The organism is Mesorhizobium sp. M0598, assembly GCF_040320865.1.
Taxonomy (GTDB): domain Bacteria; phylum Pseudomonadota; class Alphaproteobacteria; order Rhizobiales; family Rhizobiaceae; genus Mesorhizobium.
In genome coordinates, this window is record NZ_JAMYQL010000007.1 from 12,911 (window position 1) to 33,716 (window position 20,806).

General features: G+C 63.5%; 17 protein-coding genes and 2 pseudogenes. 9 read left to right on the forward strand and 10 right to left on the reverse strand.

Translation table 11 applies throughout. From position 1 onward, the window contains the following. The first annotated feature begins 149 nt into the window (after positions 1-149). Both parE and NKI59_RS11505 read left to right on the forward strand, forming a co-directional pair. Positions 150-2,201, forward strand: a complete 2,052-nt coding sequence (gene parE, locus NKI59_RS11500) for a DNA topoisomerase IV subunit B (protein ID WP_352704292.1) — start codon at positions 150-152, stop codon at positions 2,199-2,201. 42 nt (positions 2,202-2,243) lie between these two features. After that, positions 2,244-4,310: an FUSC family protein gene (locus NKI59_RS11505; protein ID WP_352704294.1), complete on the forward strand. Its 2,067-nt coding sequence runs from the start codon at positions 2,244-2,246 to the stop codon at positions 4,308-4,310. Here NKI59_RS11505 and NKI59_RS11510 read toward each other — a convergent pair. Next, positions 4,307-5,428 (reverse strand): DUF2336 domain-containing protein, encoded by a 1,122-nt coding sequence (locus NKI59_RS11510; RefSeq protein WP_352704296.1) that lies wholly within the window; start codon positions 5,426-5,428, stop codon positions 4,307-4,309. The genes NKI59_RS11505 and NKI59_RS11510 overlap by 4 nt on opposite strands. Positions 5,429-5,538: 110 nt before the next feature. Between NKI59_RS11510 and NKI59_RS11515 the strand changes: the two genes are divergently transcribed. Beyond that, the gene (locus NKI59_RS11515) at positions 5,539-6,030 is read left to right on the forward strand and encodes a MaoC family dehydratase (RefSeq protein ID WP_502901046.1); all 492 of its coding nucleotides are present in this window, start codon (positions 5,539-5,541) and stop codon (positions 6,028-6,030) included. Between the two features lie 3 nt (positions 6,031-6,033). Next, positions 6,034-6,915, forward strand: coding sequence for an HpcH/HpaI aldolase/citrate lyase family protein (locus NKI59_RS11520; RefSeq protein ID WP_352704298.1), 882 nt, complete (start codon positions 6,034-6,036; stop codon positions 6,913-6,915). Between the two features lie 20 nt (positions 6,916-6,935). Here the strand turns inward: NKI59_RS11520 and NKI59_RS11525 are convergent, their stop codons facing one another. Next, entirely contained in the window at positions 6,936-7,520 is a 585-nt protein-coding gene (locus NKI59_RS11525) for a nitroreductase family protein (RefSeq protein WP_352473905.1), read from the reverse strand. Between the two features lie 156 nt (positions 7,521-7,676). Between NKI59_RS11525 and NKI59_RS11530 the strand changes: the two genes are divergently transcribed. Beyond that, positions 7,677-8,642 (forward strand): RgsD C-terminal domain-containing protein, encoded by a 966-nt coding sequence (locus NKI59_RS11530; RefSeq protein WP_352704586.1) that lies wholly within the window; start codon positions 7,677-7,679, stop codon positions 8,640-8,642. A gap of 158 nt (positions 8,643-8,800) precedes the next feature. Here the strand turns inward: NKI59_RS11530 and thrS are convergent, their stop codons facing one another. The 4 genes and pseudogenes from thrS to NKI59_RS11550 form a co-directional block, all read right to left on the reverse strand. Then, the gene (gene thrS, locus NKI59_RS11535) at positions 8,801-10,774 is read right to left on the reverse strand and encodes a threonine--tRNA ligase (RefSeq protein WP_352704300.1); all 1,974 of its coding nucleotides are present in this window, start codon (positions 10,772-10,774) and stop codon (positions 8,801-8,803) included. A 167-nt stretch (positions 10,775-10,941) separates the two neighbouring features. After that, positions 10,942-11,756 (reverse strand): annotated as a pseudogene (gene blaOXA / locus NKI59_RS11540) (class D beta-lactamase). Positions 11,757-11,902: 146 nt separating this feature from the next. Next, positions 11,903-12,277, reverse strand: a complete 375-nt coding sequence (gene yidD, locus NKI59_RS11545; protein ID WP_031212323.1) for a membrane protein insertion efficiency factor YidD — start codon at positions 12,275-12,277, stop codon at positions 11,903-11,905. Positions 12,278-12,356: 79 nt separating this feature from the next. Further along, positions 12,357-12,524 (reverse strand): hypothetical protein, encoded by a 168-nt coding sequence (locus tag NKI59_RS11550; RefSeq protein WP_352704302.1) that lies wholly within the window; start codon positions 12,522-12,524, stop codon positions 12,357-12,359. Positions 12,525-12,613: 89 nt separating this feature from the next. On the opposite strand from NKI59_RS11550, the pseudogene NKI59_RS11555 reads away from it, so the two are divergent. Continuing rightward, positions 12,614-13,524 (forward strand): annotated as a pseudogene (locus NKI59_RS11555) (LysR substrate-binding domain-containing protein). Here the strand turns inward: NKI59_RS11555 and NKI59_RS11560 are convergent. Continuing rightward, positions 13,521-13,967 carry an iron-sulfur cluster assembly scaffold protein gene (locus tag NKI59_RS11560; protein WP_023678879.1) on the reverse strand — a complete coding sequence of 149 codons (447 nt, stop codon included), beginning with the start codon at positions 13,965-13,967 and terminating at the stop codon, positions 13,521-13,523. The pseudogene NKI59_RS11555 and the gene NKI59_RS11560 sit on opposite strands and share 4 nt — an antisense overlap. Positions 13,968-14,207: 240 nt before the next feature. Here NKI59_RS11560 and folE point away from each other — a divergent pair, with 240 nt between their 5' ends. The 3 genes from folE to NKI59_RS11575 all read left to right on the forward strand — a co-directional run bounded on the left by folE (position 14,208) and on the right by NKI59_RS11575 (position 16,407). Beyond that, positions 14,208-14,870 (forward strand): GTP cyclohydrolase I FolE, encoded by a 663-nt coding sequence (gene folE / locus NKI59_RS11565; protein WP_023678880.1) that lies wholly within the window; start codon positions 14,208-14,210, stop codon positions 14,868-14,870. Between the two features lie 10 nt (positions 14,871-14,880). Further along, on the forward strand, positions 14,881-15,351 hold the full coding sequence (gene hisI / locus NKI59_RS11570) for a phosphoribosyl-AMP cyclohydrolase (RefSeq protein WP_352704304.1): 471 nt from the start codon (positions 14,881-14,883) through the stop codon (positions 15,349-15,351). Between the two features lie 84 nt (positions 15,352-15,435). Continuing rightward, entirely contained in the window at positions 15,436-16,407 is a 972-nt protein-coding gene (locus tag NKI59_RS11575; protein ID WP_352704306.1) for a patatin family protein, read from the forward strand. 19 nt (positions 16,408-16,426) lie between these two features. Here the strand turns inward: NKI59_RS11575 and recJ are convergent, their stop codons facing one another. The 3 genes from recJ to NKI59_RS11590 all read right to left on the reverse strand — a co-directional run bounded on the left by recJ (position 16,427) and on the right by NKI59_RS11590 (position 20,771). Next, positions 16,427-18,211 (reverse strand): single-stranded-DNA-specific exonuclease RecJ, encoded by a 1,785-nt coding sequence (gene recJ, locus NKI59_RS11580; protein ID WP_352704308.1) that lies wholly within the window; start codon positions 18,209-18,211, stop codon positions 16,427-16,429. A gap of 60 nt (positions 18,212-18,271) precedes the next feature. Further along, the gene (gene glpX, locus NKI59_RS11585) at positions 18,272-19,255 is read right to left on the reverse strand and encodes a class II fructose-bisphosphatase (protein ID WP_352704310.1); all 984 of its coding nucleotides are present in this window, start codon (positions 19,253-19,255) and stop codon (positions 18,272-18,274) included. A 202-nt stretch (positions 19,256-19,457) separates the two neighbouring features. Next, entirely contained in the window at positions 19,458-20,771 is a 1,314-nt protein-coding gene (locus NKI59_RS11590; protein ID WP_352454459.1) for a homoserine dehydrogenase, read from the reverse strand. Between the last annotated feature and the right edge of the window lie 35 nt (positions 20,772-20,806).

Here is a 20,806-nt window from a genome sequence, read left to right on the forward strand (position 1 = left end):
GGCTTCGACCCCATTTCCGCCGCTTGGTTGTCGAATGGTTTTGCAGTAAGAGGCCCTGTCCTCGAACGTAACAGGAACCTCCGTCGCCTGCCCGCAAAAAGCGTGGCAGTATCGGGTGGTGATTCGCAGCATCGGAATCCAGGACCGGCATGGACGACAATAACGATCTTTTCGCCAAATTGGACAAGCAGCCGCAACCGGCTCGCGCCGCCGCGCGCCCGGCCGACCCGCTGGTGCAGGCGGCGAAGCGGCCGGCGCCCCGCGACGCCAGCGAGAGCTACAGTGCCGCCGATATCGAAGTGCTGGAGGGGCTGGAGCCGGTGCGCCGCCGCCCGGGCATGTACATTGGCGGCACCGACGACAAGGCGATGCACCATCTGTTCGCCGAGGTCATCGACAATTCGATGGACGAGGCGGTCGCCGGCCATGCGACCTTCATCGATGTCGAACTTTCCGCCGACGGATACCTGTCCGTAACCGACAACGGCCGCGGCATTCCGGTCGATCCGCACCCGAAATTCAAGAAGCCGGCGCTCGAACTCATCATGACGACGCTGCATTCAGGCGGCAAGTTCGACAGCAAGGTTTACGAGACGTCCGGCGGCCTGCACGGTGTCGGCGTTTCCGTGGTCAACGCGCTGTCCGACCATCTCGAGGTCGAGGTCGCGATTGGGCGCAAGCTCTATCGCCAGCGCTTCTCGCGAGGCGTTCCGGTGACCGCCCTGGAGCAGCTCGGCGAGGTGCACAACCGCCGCGGCACGAAGATCCGCTTCCATCCAGACGAGCAGATTTTCGGCAAGGGTGCTGCTTTCGAGCCGGCGCGGCTCTACCGCATGGCGCGGTCAAAGGCCTACCTGTTCGGCGGTGTCGAAATCCGCTGGACCTGCGATCCCTCGCTGATCAAGGAAAAGGACACGACGCCGGCCAAGGCAGAATTCCATTTTCCGGGCGGCCTCAAGGATTATCTGAAAGCCTCGCTCGGCGACGAATTCCAGGTGACCCGTGAAATGTTTGCCGGTAAGAGCGAGAAGCAGGGTGGCCACGGTTCGCTCGAATGGGCGGTAACCTGGTTCGGCGGCGACGGTTTTATCAATTCCTATTGCAACACCATTCCGACCGCCGAAGGCGGCACGCATGAGGCCGGCTTCCGCAACGTCCTGACGCGCGGCTTGCGCGCTTATGCCGACCTGGTCGGCAACAAGCGCGCCTCGATCGTCACTTCCGAGGATGTGATGATCTCGGCGGCGGGCATGCTGTCGGTGTTCATCCGCGAACCGGAATTCGTCGGCCAGACCAAGGACAGGCTGGCGACGATCGAGGCGATCCGCATCGTCGAAAGCGCCATCCGCGACCCGTTCGACCACTGGCTGGCCGACAATCCGCAGGAGGCTTCGAAACTGCTCGAATGGGTGATCGCGCGCGCCGACGAGCGGGTGCGCCGCCGCCAGGAAAAGGAAGTGTCGCGCAAGAGTGCGGTGCGCAAGCTGCGCCTGCCCGGCAAGCTCGCCGACTGCACGCAGAATGCCGCCGCCGGTGCCGAGTTGTTCATCGTCGAGGGCGATTCGGCCGGCGGTTCGGCAAAGCAGGCGCGCGACCGCGCCAGCCAGGCGGTGCTGCCCCTGCGCGGCAAGATCCTCAACGTCGCCAGCGCCGGCAACGACAAGCTTGCCGCCAACCAGCAGATATCCGACCTCATCCAGGCGCTTGGTTGCGGCACGCGCTCGAGATATCGCGACGAGGACCTGCGTTACGACCGGGTCATCATCATGACAGATGCCGACGTCGACGGCGCCCATATCGCCTCGTTGCTGATCACCTTTTTCTACCAGGAGATGCCGAGCCTGGTCCGCGGCGGCCATCTCTATCTGGCGGTGCCGCCGCTTTATTCGATCCGGCAAGGCGGCAAGGTCGCCTATGCCCGCAACGATGCGCACAAGGACGAACTCCTGCGCACCGAATTCACCGGGCGCGGCAAGGTCGAAATCGGCCGCTTCAAGGGGCTGGGCGAAATGATGGCTGCCCAGCTCAAGGAAACCACCATGGACCCGAAAAAGCGCACGCTGCTCAGGGTCGACGTTATCGATGCCGAGGCGGCGACCAAGGATGCGGTCGACGCATTGATGGGGACCAAGCCCGAGGCCCGTTTCCGCTTCATCCAGGAACGCGCGGAATTCGCCGAGACGGAAGTGCTGGATATCTGAGCTCCCGCCGCTAGCTTGGCCTTCTGAGCTGGAGACGAGCACTTGACCTGGGCGCGGCTGAAGGACGATATCGGCACGCGGATCGCTGGCCTGACGCGGCCGACGCGTTCGGACTGGATCTTTGCCCTGCGCACCGTTTCGGCCGGCCTCATCGCGATATTGGCCGCCTATGCGCTGAAGCTCGACCACCCGCAATGGGCGATGATGACGGTGTTCATCGTCGCACAGCCGGTCGCCGGCATGGTGCTGGCGAAGGGATTTTATCGTCTCCTCGGCACGTTTGCCGGCGCGCTGGCGGCGATCGGCATTACCACTCTTTTCGATGCCAACCCCTGGTTGCTGGTTGCAGTTCTTGCCGTCTGGATCGGCATCTGCTCGCTGGTCTCGTCGCTGCTACGCAATCCGGAAGCCTATGGCGCGGCGCTTGCCGGCTACACCGCGATGATCATCGGCCTGCCGGCTTTCGGCCAGCCGCACCTCGTCATCGATCTCGCCGTGGCGCGCTGCGCGGAAATCGTGCTTGGTATCGTCTGCGCTGCGCTGACCAGCCGGCTGATCCTGCCGAAACTGGCCGCCGACGCCATCATCTCAAGACTGAAACGCAGCATTCTCGACCTGGCGGCCTATGCGGACGGCGCTTTTTCCGGCGGCGATGCGGAAAAGCTTGCCGGTCTGCACCGCAAGCTGATCGGCGATGTCCAGACGCTCGGCGAGATGCGCACCTACGCAAGGCTGGAAGGGCCGAGCCTCGCCACCCGCGCCTATCCGGTCCGGCGTACCATCGGCCAGCTTCTGTCGGCCCTGTCGGCGGCGCGTGCGCTGCATGCTCACGCCGCGCCGAAGAATGCAGCCCTCATCCCCGTTCGCGCCGAGTTGCAGGCCGTTGTCGGCGAACTGGTAGCCAAGCCGGGCGCGCTGGACGATACGGCGCCCTGGGTGGCGCGGCTCGACGCAATCGCCGGCAAGGCACGGCAGATGCCTGGCATCGCGGCCGGGCAAGACATTGACTGGGCTGGCACTGTCACCCGCCTAACCATTGCCGCCGACTTCGCCGAGGCAATGCAGCAAGTGCTGCGCGGCCTGGATGCACTCCGCTCTCCCTCGTCTCGTGCCAGTCGCGAACGGCGGCAGCCAGCGCTGGTGGTGCACCGCGATTATCGTGCGGCATCGCGCAATGCCGTGCGCGCAGCAGTCGCCACGCTCCTGGTCGCCGGCTTCTGGTTGGCGACGAAATGGTCGGACGCGACGGGCACGGTCATTCTGGTCGCGGTCGTCTCCAGCCTGTTCGCGGCTCGCCCCGATCCGATCCGGTCGGCATGGAACTTCTTCGAGGGCACGTTGCTCGCCCTGCCCTTTGCGTTTCTCATCGGCCAGTTGGCGCTTCCGGCTTTGCCAGGCTTCGGATGGTTCATGGTCTTTGTCGTGCCGATCCTGGTACCAGCAGCACTGGGCATGGCCAATCCGCGGTATGTCGGCGTGGCAGCGGCCTTTGCCATCAATTTCCTCGCCTTCCTCAGCCCACATCAGGCGATGACCTACGATCCGTTTCCGTTCCTCGCCAATTCGGCATCGGTCCTGGTCGGCATTCTTCTGGCGATCGGCGTCTTCGCCATCGTGCTGCCCGCCGACCCCTGGGTCACCGTCAACCGCATCCTGCAAGCCATGCGCGAAGATCTTGCCCGCCTTTGTCTGCATGAGCGCATGCCGCGGCGACTGGCTTTCGAGAGCCTTGCCTATGATCGGGTCAATCAGTTGATGCCGCTGCTGCAGAACGCCGGCGAGAAAGGCAACGCCGTTCTCGACGGCGGCATTGCTGCCGTTACTGTCGGCCTCGAAATCCTGCGGCTGCGCAACGCGCAACAGAGTTCCGCGATCCCACCTGAAACAGCACTTTCCATCACCAATTTCCTGCGCGGTCTGGCACGCGAGCTGCTGTTCAGGCGGCCCGGCGAGCCGCAGACGGCGACCGTCGCCGTCGCCAGGCAATATGCAGCTGGCATCGCGGAGCGAAGCGAAGCAGCCGAAATGCTGCAGATCGCCGCCTCGCTGCGCATCATTGCCGCCGCGATCGAGGATTTTCCGGATTTTTTCGCGAAGGACCGGGTTTAAGCAGCGGCGATCGCCAGCGCGTGCCCGCGTGCGTTCTCGCGCAGCGCGTCGAGATGGATCGATTTGACCAGCCCGGCGAGATCGCCTTCTGCGAACTGTCCGCCCAATTCCTTCAGCATCAGCCAACTGACTTCCTGGACGCCGGCGAGGCGTTTGCCATTGGCGACCTCGCGCCAGACCTTCAGCGCGCGCAGAATGATGGCGTGGGTGGCGGCGGCAAGCCCGGCGCTGCGGAACAGTGCCTGCAGAGCCACGTCATGGCCGCCGGCCAGCAGTGCTCTCACCCGTTGTTCGGACTGTTGGCTGAGCGCGACCAGCGCCGAACCAAAGAAGTCGACCTTGCCGTGCGCAATGGTGCGGACGACGAAGCTTGCGGTCAGGTCGCCGCGCAGGCGCAGATGTTCGACAAGTGCGGTATGTTCCTCTGTCCGCGTGCCTTCGATCAGCGTCAGCGAAGCTTTGATGCAAGCATCGCGTGTGACGCGCTCGGCCCTGGCGGCGCCCATCAGCGCCAGCACCAGCGGCGACCCCTTGAGCATCTCCCCGAGCTTGACCAGCAGCATATGCCGGCAGTCGGCGGGCAGCCGGGTGTCGGCGATCAGCGCCTCGCGCACTAGAGGCAGATGGCCGTGCCGCTCGGCCATGCGCCGAAAGCTGACGGATGCGATGTCGGCGCCGCTGTTGGCGAGCAGCGTGGTGCAAGCCTCCGGCTCACCGATCTCGGCGATCGCCGCCGCAACCGACATCGAGACACGCGGCCGGTCGGCGATCACCTTCTGCGTCGCTTTCTGGCCGCCGGCAACCCGATCGATCAGGTCGGCATCGGTGAGCAGCGGCGAGCGCGCCAGTACCAAAGCGGCCACCTCGGGCTGGTCCGACGCCAGCGCGCTGACGATCTGCGGCGGCGCGTGGTGGCTCATGGAAAGCGCGTCGGCGATTGCCAGTCGCACCTTCGACGATGCGTCGTCGAGCAGCAGCGTCAGCGCCGCCTCCGCAGCGCAGCGGTCCTCGAAAGGCAGGTCCGAGTCGACATAGGCGCGAGCCAGCGCGCTTGCCGCCGCAGCACGCTCCGACACCTTCGCCGTATGGATCCATTTCAGGAAATGCGAAACGACCATGTCGCCTGCTTACGCCCCTTGCCAGAACGCTTCTGACCCTGGTGGAGACCGTAGGCACAAATGGTTTACGAACGGTTCACCATGTTCGTTAACTGGCTTGCGAGCGCGATATGCAACGCCTATCAACCCTGAAGCAGCGGAGGAGATCGACCATGGCCGGGCTTTATCTTGAGGAGTTCGCTGTCGGCCAAGTGTTCACGCACACGCTGCGCAAAACCGTGACCGAAAGCGACAACATGTTGTTTTCGGTGATGACGTTGAACCCGCAGCCGCTGCACATCGACTTCGACTTCGCGGCGAAGAGCGAATGGGGCAAGCCGCTGGTCAATTCGCTGTTCACACTGGGCCTGATGATCGGCATTTCAGTCAACGACATCACCGTCGGCACCACCATCGCCAATCTCGGCATGAAGGAGACGGTGTTTCCACATCCCGTCTTCCATGGCGACACCATTCGCGTCGAGACCACGGTGGTTTCGGTGCGTGAATCCAGGTCGAAGCCGGACCGCGGCATCGTCGAGTTCGAGCACCGCGCCTATAACCAGAACGATGTGCTGGTTGCCAAATGCACGAGGCAAGCCATGATGATGAAAAAGGCATAGCCGATGCGTTCTCTGCTCTTCGTTCCCGGCGATTCGGAAAAGAAGCTGGAGAAGGGCTTTGGCGTAGGCGCCGACGTGGTCATCGTCGACCTCGAGGATTCGATTGCCGAGCAGAACAAAGGTCTGGCACGCGACACAGCGGCGCGTTTCATCGCCGCGCACAGGCACCGGACCAGCTCCGCGATCTATGTTCGCGTCAACGATCTTTCGACCGGACTGACCGACGACGATCTGGCGGCGCTCGTGCCGGTGAAACCAGACGGCATCATGCTGCCTAAGTCGAACAGCGGACTGGATGTCCAGCATCTCTCGGCCAAGCTCAGGGTGCACGAAGCCGAAAGCGGCCTGCCGGATGGCGCGATAAGGATCCTGCCGATCATCACCGAAACCGCAGCCGGCGTAATGGCCGCTGCAACCTACGCCAAGGCAAGCGCGCGGCTTGTCGGCCTCACCTGGGGCGCGGAAGATCTGTCGGCGGCGATTGGCGCACGCGCGACGCGCGACGCGAACGGCCGCTACACGGATGTGTTCCGCTTCGCCCGCACCATGACCATGCTTGCCGCAAGTGCCGCGGAAGTCGCGGCAATCGACACCGTCTTTCCGGATTTTCGCGACATGGCCGGCTTCGAGGCCGAATGCGCCGAGGCCGAGCGCGACGGTTTCACCGGCAAGATGGCGATCCATCCGGCGCAGGTGCCGGTCATCAACGCCGCCTTCACGCCTTCGGCGCAAGCGGTGAAAAGCGCCCTGGCGATCGTCGAGGCGTTCGAGGCGGCAGGAAATCCAGGCGTCGTCGGCATCGACGGCAAGATGTACGATCGGCCGCATCTCAAGCTCGCAGAGCGGCTCCTGGCGCGAGCCAAGGCATCGGAGCTTGATCCTTAGGGGTCTGTTCCGCGCCGGAATTATCCCACCCACGGCCCTGAATAGTCGGCATAGAGCTTTGCCGGATCGGGCCGCGGTCGTTCCGGCGCTGGCCCCTGGTAGGAGCCGATATGGACGAAGCCGACGACCCGCTCATGCGGCGCCAGGCCGAGGATCGCCCTGCCCTCGGGCACGTCGGAATACCAGTTGCTGATCATGTTGGTGCCGTAGCCCAGCGCATTGGCGGCAAGCATCAGGTTCATCGCCGCCATGCCGCCGGACAGGAACATCTCCCATTGCGGGATCTTTGGGTTTTCCCTGGGGATAGAAATCACGCCGATGACCAGCGGCGCGCGCGAAAAGCGCGCCAGTTCCTGGTTGCGGCGGCCTTCCGGCAGCGGCCCTTCGCGCTGATCGGCAAGTGCTGCCAGCTTCTTGCCGATCTCGATACGGGCCTCGCCGCGATAAAGGATGAAACGCCAAGGCTCCAGCCGGCCATGGTCCGGCACCCGCGAGGCCGCGGCGATCATCGTCGCGATCTCCGCATCGCCCGGTGCCGGTTCTTTCAAATCCGGGATCGGCGCGGAATTTCGGGTCAGCAGAAGATCGATGATCGGCGACGCCATGGGCGCAAGTCTCCTGGAATTTGAGCTGAAGCGCACCATCGGGACATCGGGCGGCTTGGGCATTGGCGCGGCGCGCCGGACAAAGAGCCCTGTAGCAGAAGCCGACCGGACTCTTAAGCCTTGAAATTGCCACCGCCTTGGGCTTCAACGCAAGGCATGTTTGAGGGGACATTGCGTCTTTTCCTGATATGGCTCGCTGCCGCACTGTTGATGGTGCCGGTTTCGCTTGCCGTCGCCCAGGATGTGGACGGCCTCGGCGAGCTGAAGCTTCCCGGAATTTCGGGCTATGCGCCTCCGAAAAGCGAGACATCGCTGGCATTGGGCAGCAGCGGGGCGATCACGCTGTCGGCGCAATTGACCGACAAGGGCGCCGACATCACGCGCGGCATCGTCTGGCGCGTCTTCAAACCCGAATCGGCCAGCGACGGCAAGCTGCCGATGGTCGCCTCCTCTCATGGCGGCACCGCCATATTCCAGCTCGAGCCGGGTTCGTATCTGGTCCACGCCTCCTACGGGCGGGCCGGCGCCACCAAGCGCATCACCGTCGGCAAGGAAGCCAAGCGCGAGAGCCTCGTGCTCGACGCCGGCGGCCTCAAGCTCGATGCCGTGCTGTCCGGCGGGGTACGCATACCGCCGAAGAAGCTGCGCTTCTCGATCTATGAGAGCCACGCCGCGGCCGATGGCGATCGCGCCCTGATCATACCCGATGTCGAGCCGAACAGCGTCGTGCGGCTCAATGCCGGCACCTACCACGTCGTGTCGACCTATGGCGCGGTGAACGCGGTCATCCGCTCCGACATCCGCGTCGAGGCCGGCAAGCTGACCGAAGCGACCGTCGAGCACCGTGCCGCCGAAATGACCATGAAGCTGGTGCGCGAACCAGGCGGCGAGGCGATCGCCGACACCTCCTGGTCCCTGCTCAACGAATCCGGCGATCCGATCAAGGAAACTGTCGGCGCCTTTGCCTCGATGGTGCTGGCCGAGGGCGACTACACCATCATCGCCAAGAACCGCGACCGCATCTACCAGAAGGATTTTACGGTGGTGGCTGGGCACAACCAGGACATCGAGGTTCTGGCCACCGAGGCTTCGGCCATCGATTCCGAGGAAGGCGCCGACTGAGGCGCGCCCCTCTAAGCTGCCTTGCGCATGCGTCGCGCCAGCGCGTCGCCGACGCGCACGTCGATCGATTTGCCAGATAGGCGCGCGGCGTGACAGGCATATAAAATATAAAAATGGCGGTGGATCGCTCCACCGCCATTCGTTGCTGGTCGGCTGGTTCAGGCCGCGCGGCGCTTGCGGTCGGGTGTCACCGCCTCGTCGGCAAGCAGCTTCACGGCGGCTGCGAGGCCGAGTGATTCCTGGTCGCGCGACCCGAGACGACGGATATTGACCGTTTCTTCCTCGGCCTCGCGCTTGCCGCAGACGAGGATGACCGGCACCTTGCCCAGCGAATGCTCGCGGACCTTGTAGTTGATCTTCTCGTTGCGCAGATCGGCTTCGGCGATCAGCCCCGCCGCCTTCAGCTGCGCGACGACCTTTCGCGCGTAATCGTCGGCATCGGAAGTGATCGTCGCCACCACCACCTGCAGCGGCGCGAACCAGAGCGGGAAATGACCGGAATAATTCTCGATCAGGATGCCGAGAAACCGTTCCATCGAGCCGCAGATGGCGCGATGCACCATCACCGGCTGCTTCTTTTCCGAATCCGAGCCGATGTAGAAGGCGCCGAACCGTTCCGGCAGGTTGAAATCAACCTGCGTGGTGCCGCATTGCCAGTCGCGGCCGATGGCGTCCTTCAGCACATATTCGAACTTCGGCCCGTAGAACGTGCCCTCACCCGGATTGACGCCCGTCTTGATCCGGTTGCCCGACCGCGCTGCGATCTTGTCGAGCACGTCCTGCAGCACGCCCTCAGCATGATCCCACATCGCGTCGGTGCCGACCCGTTTTTCGGGGCGGGTCGCCAGCTTGACGGTGATTTCGTCGAAGCCGAAATCGGCATAGGTCGAGAGGATCAGATCGTTGATCTTGATGCACTCGTCGGCGAGCTGTTCCTCGGTGCAGAAGATGTGCGCATCGTCCTGGGTAAAGCCGCGCACGCGCATCAGCCCGTGCAGCGCGCCGGACGGCTCATAGCGATGCACATTGCCGAATTCCGCAAGTTTTACCGGCAGATCGCGGTAGGATTTCAGCCCGTGCTTGAAGATTTGGACGTGACCGGGGCAGTTCATCGGCTTCAGCGCAAACACCCGGTCGTCGTCGGTGTCGTCGCCAGCAACCGTCACCTTGAACATGTTGTCCCGGTACCAGCCCCAGTGGCCCGACGTCTCCCACAGGCTCTTGTCGAGCACCTGCGGCGCGTTGACCTCCTGATAGCCCTGCTCGTCGAGGCGGCGACGCATGTAATTGACCAGGTTCTGGAACATCCTCCAGCCCTTGGCGTGCCAGAACACGACCCCGGGGCCCTCCTCCTGGAAGTGGAACAGGTCCATCTCACGGCCGAGCTTCCTGTGGTCGCGCTTCTCGGCCTCCTCCAGCATCGTCTGGTAGGCTTCGAGCTGCGCCTGGTCGGCCCAGGCCGTGCCGTAGATGCGCGTCAGCATCGGGTTGTTCGAATCGCCGCGCCAATAGGCGCCGGCGACCTTCATCAGCTTGAAGGCGCTGCCGATCTGGCCGGTCGAGGCCATATGCGGGCCGCGGCAAAGGTCGAACCAGTCGCCCTGTGCATAGATCTTGAGGTCTTGATCCTCGGGGATGGCGTCGATCAGCTCGAGCTTGTAGCGCTCGCCCTTGTCGGCAAAGATCCTTTTCGCCTTTTCGCGCGACCAGACCTCTTTGGTGAACGGCTTGTTGCGCGCAATGATCTCGCGCATCTTCTTCTCGATCACCGGGAAATCGTCGGGCGTGAACGGCTCGTTGCGGGCAAAATCGTAGTAGAATCCGTTTTCGATCACCGGCCCGATGGTCACCTGCGTTCCCGGCCAAAGTTCCTGCACGGCTTCGGCCAGCACATGGGCTGCATCGTGTCTGATGAGTTCCAGCGCACGCGGGTCCTCGCGGGTGATGATCTCGACTTTGCCCGATCTGCCGATCGGGTCGGAAAGATCGCGCAGCGTGCCGTCGATCGAATAGGCAACGGCCTTCTTGGCCAGCGACTTCGAGATCGATTCCGCCAGGCCGGCGCCGGTCATCGCCGCGTCGTAATCGCGAACGGAACCATCGGGAAATGTCAGGGAAACGGAATTCAGCATAAGATTCTCCTATCCAGTCCCGCAAACGAGCGCGGGTGGTAAAATGCATGTCGCCCAAGACTGCTTAGCGGTTTTGGCGCTACGACATGCATCAGTAAGAGCCGGATGCGTCCGGCGGCGAGCGGTCTTTTATGGGCAGTTTTCGGCGCCGTAAAGCCGGATGTAGGTCACCTGAGGAGATTCGGCAGATCTTTCAGGAACATCGCCCGCGTCTTGAGTCCCTTTGGCGTGTCGGAACGTTTCGTATCGACTACCAGGCGGGCAAAGACGACTTGCGAGCATCGGTCTGCGCCCAGCCGACAAACCAGCCAAGCGAGCGCTTGTCGGCGCTGTCGCCGAGCCTGGTCGTTCCGGTCTTGCCCTGCACCGTCCAGCCGCCTGCCCGGAAGGTCGGGACAATCGCGCTGGTCATCGCATGGGCCTTGTCCGAAACCGGCAGTTTTCGCGCCAGCAGCTTGCGCAGGAAATCGACCTGCTCGACCGGCGATATCTTGAGCGAAGAATTCACCCAGGAATGGGTGAGGCCGTCATTCTTGCCGGCAGTGCCGGAGACTTCGGTGTTGCCATAGTCCAATCTGGACACATAGCCGGCAAACTGTTTGCTGCCGAGCCGGCGCGTAATCTCGCGTGAGAACCAAAGGACCGAATCCCTTTCCCAGATCGTCGGGTCGACGGTCTTGCGGTCCCGTTTCGGGGCATTGAACTCTGCCTTGTACTCCCAGCTTGGCGTATGCTCGTCGCTCAGGATTCCAGCATCATAGCCGATCAGCGCCAGCGGAACCTTGAATGTCGAGGCGGGGCTGAAGCGCTGATCACAGGTCCCTTGGCGATACAGCGTCTCGCCGCTTGCGGCGTCGACGATCAGCGTGCATTCGACGTCCCCGAGCGGCGCCGATTGCGCACGGATCGGAAAACCCATCAGCCACGCCAGGGCGTAGAGAACCACGGCGAAAATGAAGGGACGACGATCTATCCGGCGCATTTGGTAATCTCTCCTGAAGGGTGTCAGGAGCGGCTTAGCGAGGTGTCTTGTCTCGATTTTGTCTCAAATGCGCTATGTCAGCGCAAGCTGCGGTTAACCCTACCAGATCGTAAAAAGCGATCCCTTTGTGCACCGCACAGTTGCGGTCAACTGTCCAGGTCGCCACGTTTTTTCCCGATCCGCCAATACCGCCATGGCATGAACCAGAGGTAGCGATCAGCCAGTGCCTCAGGCACCCGGTCGATGCCGTGCGTGCCGAACGGTCCGCAGCGCAGCACCCGGAAAAACCCCATCCAGCCGCCGGCCCACAGCCCGTGGCGGGCGATCGCTTCGTGCGCGTATTCGGAACAGGTCGGCAGATGCCGGCAGGAATTGCCGACGAAGCCGGACAGCGTCAGCTGGTAGAGTCGGACAAGCGACGTGCCGAAGACGCGGCCCGGCGTCTTGCGCCACGGGCCGGGCCAATTGCGTCCTTGTCGAATCGGTCTGGCGCCGTGCGCTTGCCGATGTTGGCCGACCACCGCAGTCTCCGCATCGCGTTTCCCTACGCGATAGATGTGCGCATCGGGCCAGGAACGCAATGCCGTTCCGGCAATCCCGTCATGGCCTGGTACGGCGAACCGGGTAGCGGTCGGGCGTCGGCTTCCGACATACGGCGACGCTGGTCGGCGGCCTCTCCTCGCACCAATCCCTATGCGGTTTCTCGTCGCACCACTGAAACGTCGCGATCCGCACGACATCGCCCAGAATGTTGAGAAACTGGATCATGGCGGCACTCCTTGAGCACCGATTAGAGCGCCGCTGGCCTTGCTCTTCAAACGAGTATAACGTCCACGTCAGATAACTGAGTTATGCGAATGAAGCGCGGACACCTCCCCCTGACGGCTCTCAGAAGCTTCGAAGCAGCCGGTCGTCACCTGAGCTTCAGCCGTGCGGCCGAGGAGCTTTATGTTTCGCAGGCGGCGATCAGCCGACAGATCCGCGAGCTCGAAACCTTCCTGCGCCAACCTTTGTTCTTCCGCCATCATCGCCGCGTCGAGTTGACCGACACCGGCCGGCGGCTGCTCGATCAGTTGGTCAGAAGTTTCGAGGGCATCGACAGGCTGCTTTCGGAATTGACGGCAGCCCCGACGCAGTCCGTGGTACGTGTCAGCGTCGAGCCATCGCTTGCATCCGTATGGCTGGTGCCGCGGCTCAACCGGTTTCGCGAGTTGCGACCCGACATCGACGTTTCCCTTGAGGTCGACCCGAGGTTGATAGAGTTTCGCAGCGATCAGCCCGAACTTGCCCTACGTTTCAGTGCGCACGCCAACTCATGGCCACGCAGCGAAGCCGAACAGCTTGCCGCGGTCGTCGATTCCCCAGTTCTGTCGCCGGCACTTCTTGCATCCGGCCCAGCTCTGGAAAAGCCGACCTTGGTCGCTATACATTGCTGCACGAAGAAAACCGTCAGGCTTGGGCGCGCTGGTTCGAAGCGGCGGGCGTGACGGCTGATGCCGTGCCTGCGCGCGGCCCGATGCTGGCCGATGCTTCGCTTTCGAAGCAGGCAGCCTTGCTTGGACATGGTGTCGCGCTGGGCGATCTTTTGCAGATTGGCGAAGAACTTGCGTCCGGCGCGCTGATCAAGCCTTTCGACATCGACGTCGCGTCGGGCGCCTATTGGCTAGTGGCCAGAAGGCTGACTGACCTTTCCGAGCCAGCCAGGGCTTTTGCCGAGTGGGTCCGGGCGGAATTCGCCGAAAGCCGGCGTTTTCTCGCCAAGGTTTAAGCCGCCTCTTCCGCCCGCTTCTTTTCGATCTGGCCGATCGCGTCGACCACTGCGTCGAAGGTCAGCATGGTCGAGGCGTGGCGCGCCTTATAGTCGCGCACCGGCTCCAGGTATTTCAGGTCGGCGAAGCGGCCTTCGGGCGGCGGGCCATTTTCCTTCAGCATCTTCAGCATCGTCTCGCGCACGCTGCGCAATTCTTCGGCGCTGGCGCCGACGACGTGCTGCGCCATGATCGACGACGACGCCTGGCCAAGCGCACAGGCCTTCACGTCATGCGCGAAATCGCTGACGACGCCATCATCCATCTTCAGATCGACGGTCACCGTCGAGCCGCACAGCTTGGAATGTGCTCGTGCGGTTGCGTCGGGCCGGTCGAGCCGGCCGATCCGTGCGATGTTTCCGGCAAAACCCAGAATTTTCGCATTGTAGACATCGTCGATCATATTTTTCCAATCCGTCGCCGCCCAGCGAACAGCGATTGCCGCTCTGGTGTCTTCCTTTCGCTCGGCACGAACATATATAATGGCGGTAGTCGGGTATCGACAAGGCGACCACAAACCTCGTTATGCCCAATTCTGTTCACGCCACTTACGGGCTGGAAACCGGGCGAGTTTCTGACACCCGAAAGGTCGTGGTCCGTTCAACTCGTTCCTCCTGAGAGAGGAACTACGGGAGACGCCTTTATGGACGCCGTTATCAAGAAACTCATGCCGCAGTCGGCCTATATGGAAAAGCCGGTCACCGACCGGCCAAGCGAGGCCGAAGTCGAAGCCGCGGTGCGCACCTTGCTGCGCTGGACCGGCGACAACCCTGACCGCGAGGGTCTGATCGACACACCGAAGCGCGTCACCAAGGCGTTCCGCGAAATGTTCAACGGTTATGATATGTGCCCAGCCGAGGAACTTGGCCGCACCTTCGAGGAAGTCGCCGGCTATGACGACCTCGTGATCGTCAAGGACATCACGTTCCACTCGCATTGCGAGCACCACATGGTGCCGATCATCGGCAAGGCGCATGTCGGCTATCTGCCGGACGGCAAGGTCGTCGGCCTGTCCAAGATCGCCCGCGTCGTCGACATCTTCGCCCACCGCCTGCAGACCCAGGAAGCGATGACGGCGCAGATTGCCGGGGTCATCCAGGACGTGCTCAATCCGCGCGGCGTCGCCGTCATGCTCGAGGCCGAGCATATGTGCATGGCCATGCGCGGTATTCGCAAGCAGGGCTCCACCACGCTGACCTCGACGTTCACCGGCGTCTTCAAGGATACACCCGAAGAGCAGGTCCGCTTCGTCACCATGGTGCGCGGCGGCGGAACTGATCAGACCCGCCCCACCTTAGTTAAATAAGGACCGGCGAATGTCGGCATTGGAGTTCCCGAAAGCTCCCTCAGACAAGAAGGCGCTTGAGGAAGGCACGGTCCTTTCGCCGCGCTTCGATGCTGGCGGCCTCGTTACCGCCGTCGTCAGCGATGCCGAAGACGGCATGCTGCTGATGGTCGCGCACATGAATGCCGAGGCGCTGGCGCTGACGCTCGAGACCGGCATCGCGCACTACTGGTCGCGTTCGCGCAACGCGCTGTGGAAGAAGGGCGAAACCTCGGGCAATGTCCAGCAGGTTGTCGAGATGCTCACGGATTGTGACCAGGACGCGATATGGTTGCGCGTCAAAGTGCTGGGTCACCAAGCAACTTGTCACACCGGCCGACGTTCATGCTTTTATCGGACGGTGGGGCTGAGCGATGGCAAAGGGACGCTTGCCAGCGACGGCAGCAACCCGCTGTTCGATGCGGAAAAAACGTATCGAAAGCCCAATACACCATCAATATGAACCATTCGCAGCACTTCAGCCACGTATATTCATGATTTCGATACGGCCCGCCTATAGGATGACCGTGGGACAAGGGAGATTGTGATGCTCGACTGGGCGTCATTGCGCAACAGACCTGACGTTCGGGAGGCCAATGGCCTCTCCTCGGCCGCGGGCGCATCCGAAACCAAATCTCCGGGCAAAACAGGGATTTCGCTGGCATTGGGCGGCGGCTGTGCGCGCGGCTGGGCGCATATCGGCGTGCTGCGCGCGCTTGACGAAGCCGGCATCGAAGTGTCGATGATCGCCGGCACCTCGATCGGCGCGCTGGTCGGCGGCTGCTATGTTGCCGGCAAGCTTGACGAGCTGGAAGAATTCGCGCGCAGCCTGACCAGGCGGCGCATTTTTGGCCTTCTCGACCTCAATCTACGCGGCAGCGGCCTGTTCGGTGGCATGAAGCTCGATGCGCGGCTGCGCGAGCACATAGCCGGCATCCGCTTCGAGGACCTGCCAAAACCGTTCGTCTGCGTCGCTTCCGAAATCCGTACCGGCCATGAAATCTGGCTGTCGAGCGGCTCGTTGAGTACCGCCATGCGCGCCTCCTACGCGCTGCCCGGCGTGTTCGAGCCGGTCGCCTGCAATGGGCGCGTGCTGGTTGATGGCGCACTGGTCAATCCGGTGCCGGTCTCGGTCTGCCGCGCCTACGAGCAGCCGCTCGTGGTTGCGGTGAACCTTCACTACGATCTGTTCGGCCGCGCCGCTGTGATCAAGCACAATGCCGGCGAGTTGGTCGTCGAGAAAGACGCGCCGAGGGCCGGCCACGCCGATCCCGAACGTCAGTCGCGCGAGACACGGCTAGGCATCACCGGCGTGATGGTCGAAGCCTTCAACATCATCCAGGACCGCATCTCGCGCGCCAGACTGGCCGGCGATCCGCCGGACATATCGCTGCAGCCGAAGCTCAGCCATATTGGCCTGACCGAATTCCACCGCGCCGACGAAGCGATTCGTATCGGCTACCAGGCAACGATGGCGCAGATCGGCGACCTGACCCGGCTGCAGACCGTCCTCGCTTAGGCAGGGCGGCAGCGAGCTCTCAGGCAAGCGCCGCGTCGACGATACGAAACTGCACCGTGCGGTTGCCGTTCCAGTGGTTGCCCGACAGCGAACCGGCGACATGCACCGGCTTACCCCTGTTCTTGAACAGGAATTCGCCAAGAGCCGTGTCGACGGCGCGAAAGGCGATCGCCTGGATGCGGCCGCCGCTTTCCGACTGCAGGTCGGCGCGGATGTGGTTGCTGCCGACCGCCCGCGCATCGACAAGCCGGTGGCGCGGCAGCGCGAACACCGGCGCAACATGCCCGGCGCCGAACGGCCCTGCCCTCTCAAGCGCGTCGAGCAGCGCAAGCGTGGCGCCCTCGGCGGCAAGCGCGCCGTCGATCGCCAGGCTCTCCTCGCCTTGCAGGCGGAACACGTCCACCGCCGCGCGCTCTTCGAAGAAAGCCCTGAGTTCGCCGAGCTTCGCCCGCTCGACAGTGATGCCGGCCGCCATTCCGTGGCCGCCGCCCTTGACGATAAGTCCGGCATCGGCAGCCTCGCGCACCAGCCGGCCGAGGTCGAAGCCAGACACTGAACGGCCTGAACCGGTACCGACACCATTGGCGTTGAAGGCGATGGCAAACGCGGGCCGGCGCGCATGGTCCTTGAGCCGCGAGGCAAGCAGGCCGACAATGCCCGGGTGCCAGTCGCTGCTGGCTGTGACCACGATGGCCGGACCATTGCCGCCGGCAAGCTCGGCGTCGGCCTCTGAGCGCGCCGCGGCCAGCATCTCCTGCTCCATCGACTGCCGCTCCTGGTTGAGCCGATCCAGCGTCTCGGCGATGGTGCGGGCTTCGACCGGGTCGTCGGTTGCAAGCAGGCGGCTGCCAAGCGCTGCGTCGCCGATGCGCCCGCCGGCGTTGATGCGCGGACCGATCAGAAAGGCCAGATGGAACGTGCTGATCGGCTCGCCTATACGCGAGACCCGCGCCAGTGCCGCCAGCCCTTCGTTTCTCTGCTGCCGCGCCACCTGCAGCCCCTTGACCACGAAGGCGCGGTTGATGCCGGTGAGCGGCACCACGTCGCAGACGGTGCCAAGCGCCACCAGGTCGAGCAGGCCAAGCAGGTCCGGCGGTGCGGCATCCGGCAGGCGGCTGCGCAGGATCTTCGCGGTCTGCACCAGGCAAAGGAAGACGACACCGGCCGCACAAAGATGGCCTTGTCCGGAAAGGTCGTCCTCGCGATTGGGGTTGACGACCGCAGCCGCCGCCGGCAACGGCGCGCCGACCTGATGGTGATCGAGCACCACGACGTCGGCGCCGACGGCCTTCGCCGCGTCGATGGAAGCAGCACTATTGGTGCCGCAATCGACGGTGACGATCAGCGTCGCGCCGCGCGAAACGAGTTCGCGCATCGCTTCCGGATTGGGGCCGTAACCCTCGAAGATGCGGTCCGGTATGTAGATCTCCGACGGCACCGAGAAATGTGCGAGAAAGCGCTTGAGCAGCGCCGATGAGGCGGCGCCGTCGACATCGTAGTCGCCAAAGATCGCCACCTTTTCCCTGGCCATCACCGCCTGGGCGATGCGAGAGGCGGCCTTGTCCATGTCGGTCAGCGATGCCGGGTCGGGCAGCAGGTTGCGGATGGTCGGATCCAGAAACCGCTCGGTCTGCTCGGCGGTGACGCCACGCCCGGCCAGCACGCGTGCCACGATGTCAGGCACGCCATACCCTTGCGCGATGGCGAGCGCGGCCATGTCCTGACGCTCGGTCAGCCGGTGTTCCCAGGAAACGCCGGTGGCCGACTGCCTGACTTCGAGGAAAAAGCGTCTTTCCCCCGTCACGTGACGCGCCGTCTGCAATTTGTCATTGCGCACAGTATGCAACGGCTAACTGAGTCGAAATCAAAACTTTTCCAGATCCTGGTGCCTGGCCTTGATTTCGCGCACGGTCCGCGATGACGATCGCAGGACGATCGTGTGCGTGGTGATGAAATTGCGGCCGAACTTGACGCCGGCCAGCATATTGCCGTCGGTGACGCCGGTCGCGGCAAACAGCACGTCGCCGCGTGCCATGTCTTGCGTGTAGTAGATCCGTTTCGGGTCGGAGACCCCCATCTTGGCCGCGCGCGCCAGCTTTTCCGGCGTATCGAGGATCAGCCTGCCCTGCATCTGGCCGCCGGTGCAGCGCAACGCGGCAGCCGCGAGCACGCCCTCCGGCGCGCCGCCGGTGCCGAGATAAATGTCGATGCCGGTCTCGTCCGGGTCGGTGGTATGGATGACCCCGGCGACATCACCGTCGCCGATCAGCCGGATCGCGGCGCCTGTCGCCCGCACGGCTTCGATCAAGGCGCCATGGCGCGGCCGGTCGAGGATGCAGGCGGTGATCTCCGCCACCGGCACGCCCTTGGCCCTGGCCAGGCTGGCGATGTTTTCGGCCGGCGAGGCATCGATGTCGATGATGCCGTCGGCATAGCCTGGGCCGATCGCGATCTTGTCCATATAGACGTCGGGCGCGAACAGAAGGCTGCCTTTTTCGGCAATGGCGATAACAGCCAATGCATTGGGCAGGTTCTTGGCGCAGATCGTCGTGCCTTCGAGCGGATCGAGCGCGATGTCGACAGCCGGGCCTTTGCCGGTACCGACCTCCTCGCCGATATAGAGCATCGGCGCCTCGTCGCGCTCGCCTTCGCCGATCACCACCGTGCCGTTGATGGCGAGACGGTTAAGCTCCTGCCGCATGGCGTCGACCGCGACCTGGTCGGCCGCCTTCTCGTCGCCGCGCCCGCGCAATCTGGCGGCCGCGACCGCGGCGCGTTCGGTGACGCGCACCAATTCCATGGTCAGTATCCGGTCGAGGCCGGCGACAATGTTCTGGGCCACATTCATCGATGGACAATCCTCGTTGGCACTTTGTTTTTATTATGCATGTCGTTGTCCCAAAACCGCTGCACACTTTTGGGCGACATGCATTAGCCTCCCGCCAGAGACGCGCTTCTTGTGTCAAAGCCCCGTGACAACAGCAAGACCTGCGCTGGACCTTTTTGAAAGCGCAGCAATATCAATCGATTAAACGCAAAATGTGAGACTGCTATCCGGCCCGCTCGATGCGGATGACTTGCGGCTTGTCGGTCAGAAGGCTGTCCCTGGTGATGCCGTCGACGGCCTTGCGCACCGCCGCCTCGGTCGTCTCGTGGGTCACCAGGATGACCGTCTTCTGTGCCTCGGTTTCCGGCCCGGCGGCATGCTGGACGATCGATTCCAGCGAAATGTCGTTGTCGGCCATGCGCTTGGCTATTGCCGCGAAGACGCCGAGGCGGTCGTGCACGGTCAGCCGGATGAAATAGCCGCCGGCATGGCTGCGCATCTGCGCTTTCTTGTAAGGCTTCAATTCCTTCGCCGGCCGGCCGAAGACCGGACCATGCTGGAAGCCAGGCCGGCTCTTGGCGATGTCGGCAATGTCGCCGATCACCGCCGACGCGGTGGCGTTGCCGCCGGCGCCAGGGCCGGAAAGCAGCAATTCGCCGAGGATGTCGGTTTCGATCGCCACTGCATTGGTGACGCCGTGCACCTGCGCGATGACCGAGGCCGTCGGCACCATGGTCGGGTGCACGCGCTGCTCGATGCCGCTTTCGGTGCGTTGGGCGACGCCAAGCAGCTTGATCCGGTAGCCGAGATCGCCGGCCGCGCGGATGTCGGCCTGGCTGATGTTGGAGATGCCTTCCATGTAGATATCGTTGGCGGCGATCTTCGTGCCGAAGGCAAGGCTGGTCAGGATCGACAGCTTGTGCGCGGTGTCGTGGCCCTCGATGTCGAAGGTCGGGTCGGCTTCGGCATAGCCCAGCCGTTGCGCATCCTTCAGGCAGGCATCGAAAGACAGGCCCTCGGCTTCCATGCGCGTCAGAATGTAGTTGCAGGTGCCGTTGAGGATGCCGAAGACGCGGGTCACCGAATTGCCGGCCATCGCCTCGCGCATCGTCTTGATGACCGGAATGCCGCCGGCCACCGCCGCCTCGTAATTGAGCAGCACGCCTTTCCTCTCGGCGATCTCGGCCAATGCCACCCCGTGCTTGGCAAGCAACGCCTTGTTTGCGGTGACGACATGTCGGCCGGCCTCGAGCGCCGCTTTGACAGACGAGCGTGATGGGCCTTCGTCGCCGCCGATCAGCTCGACGAACACGTCGATCTCGGCGGTCTGCGCCATCTTGACGGCGTCGTCGAACCACTGTGCTGTGCCAAGATCAACGCCGCGGTCGCGTTTGGGATCGCGGGCCGAAACCGCCGACACGACGATGTCGCGCCCGCACTGCCGCGTCAGTTCGGCCGCCTTGTCGCGTAGCACGCGGGCCACCGACGCACCGACGGTGCCGAGCCCGGCAATTCCAACACGCAACGCTTCAGCCATGTCCGGCGACGCCCCATTCAGTCGGTTGATGTGTA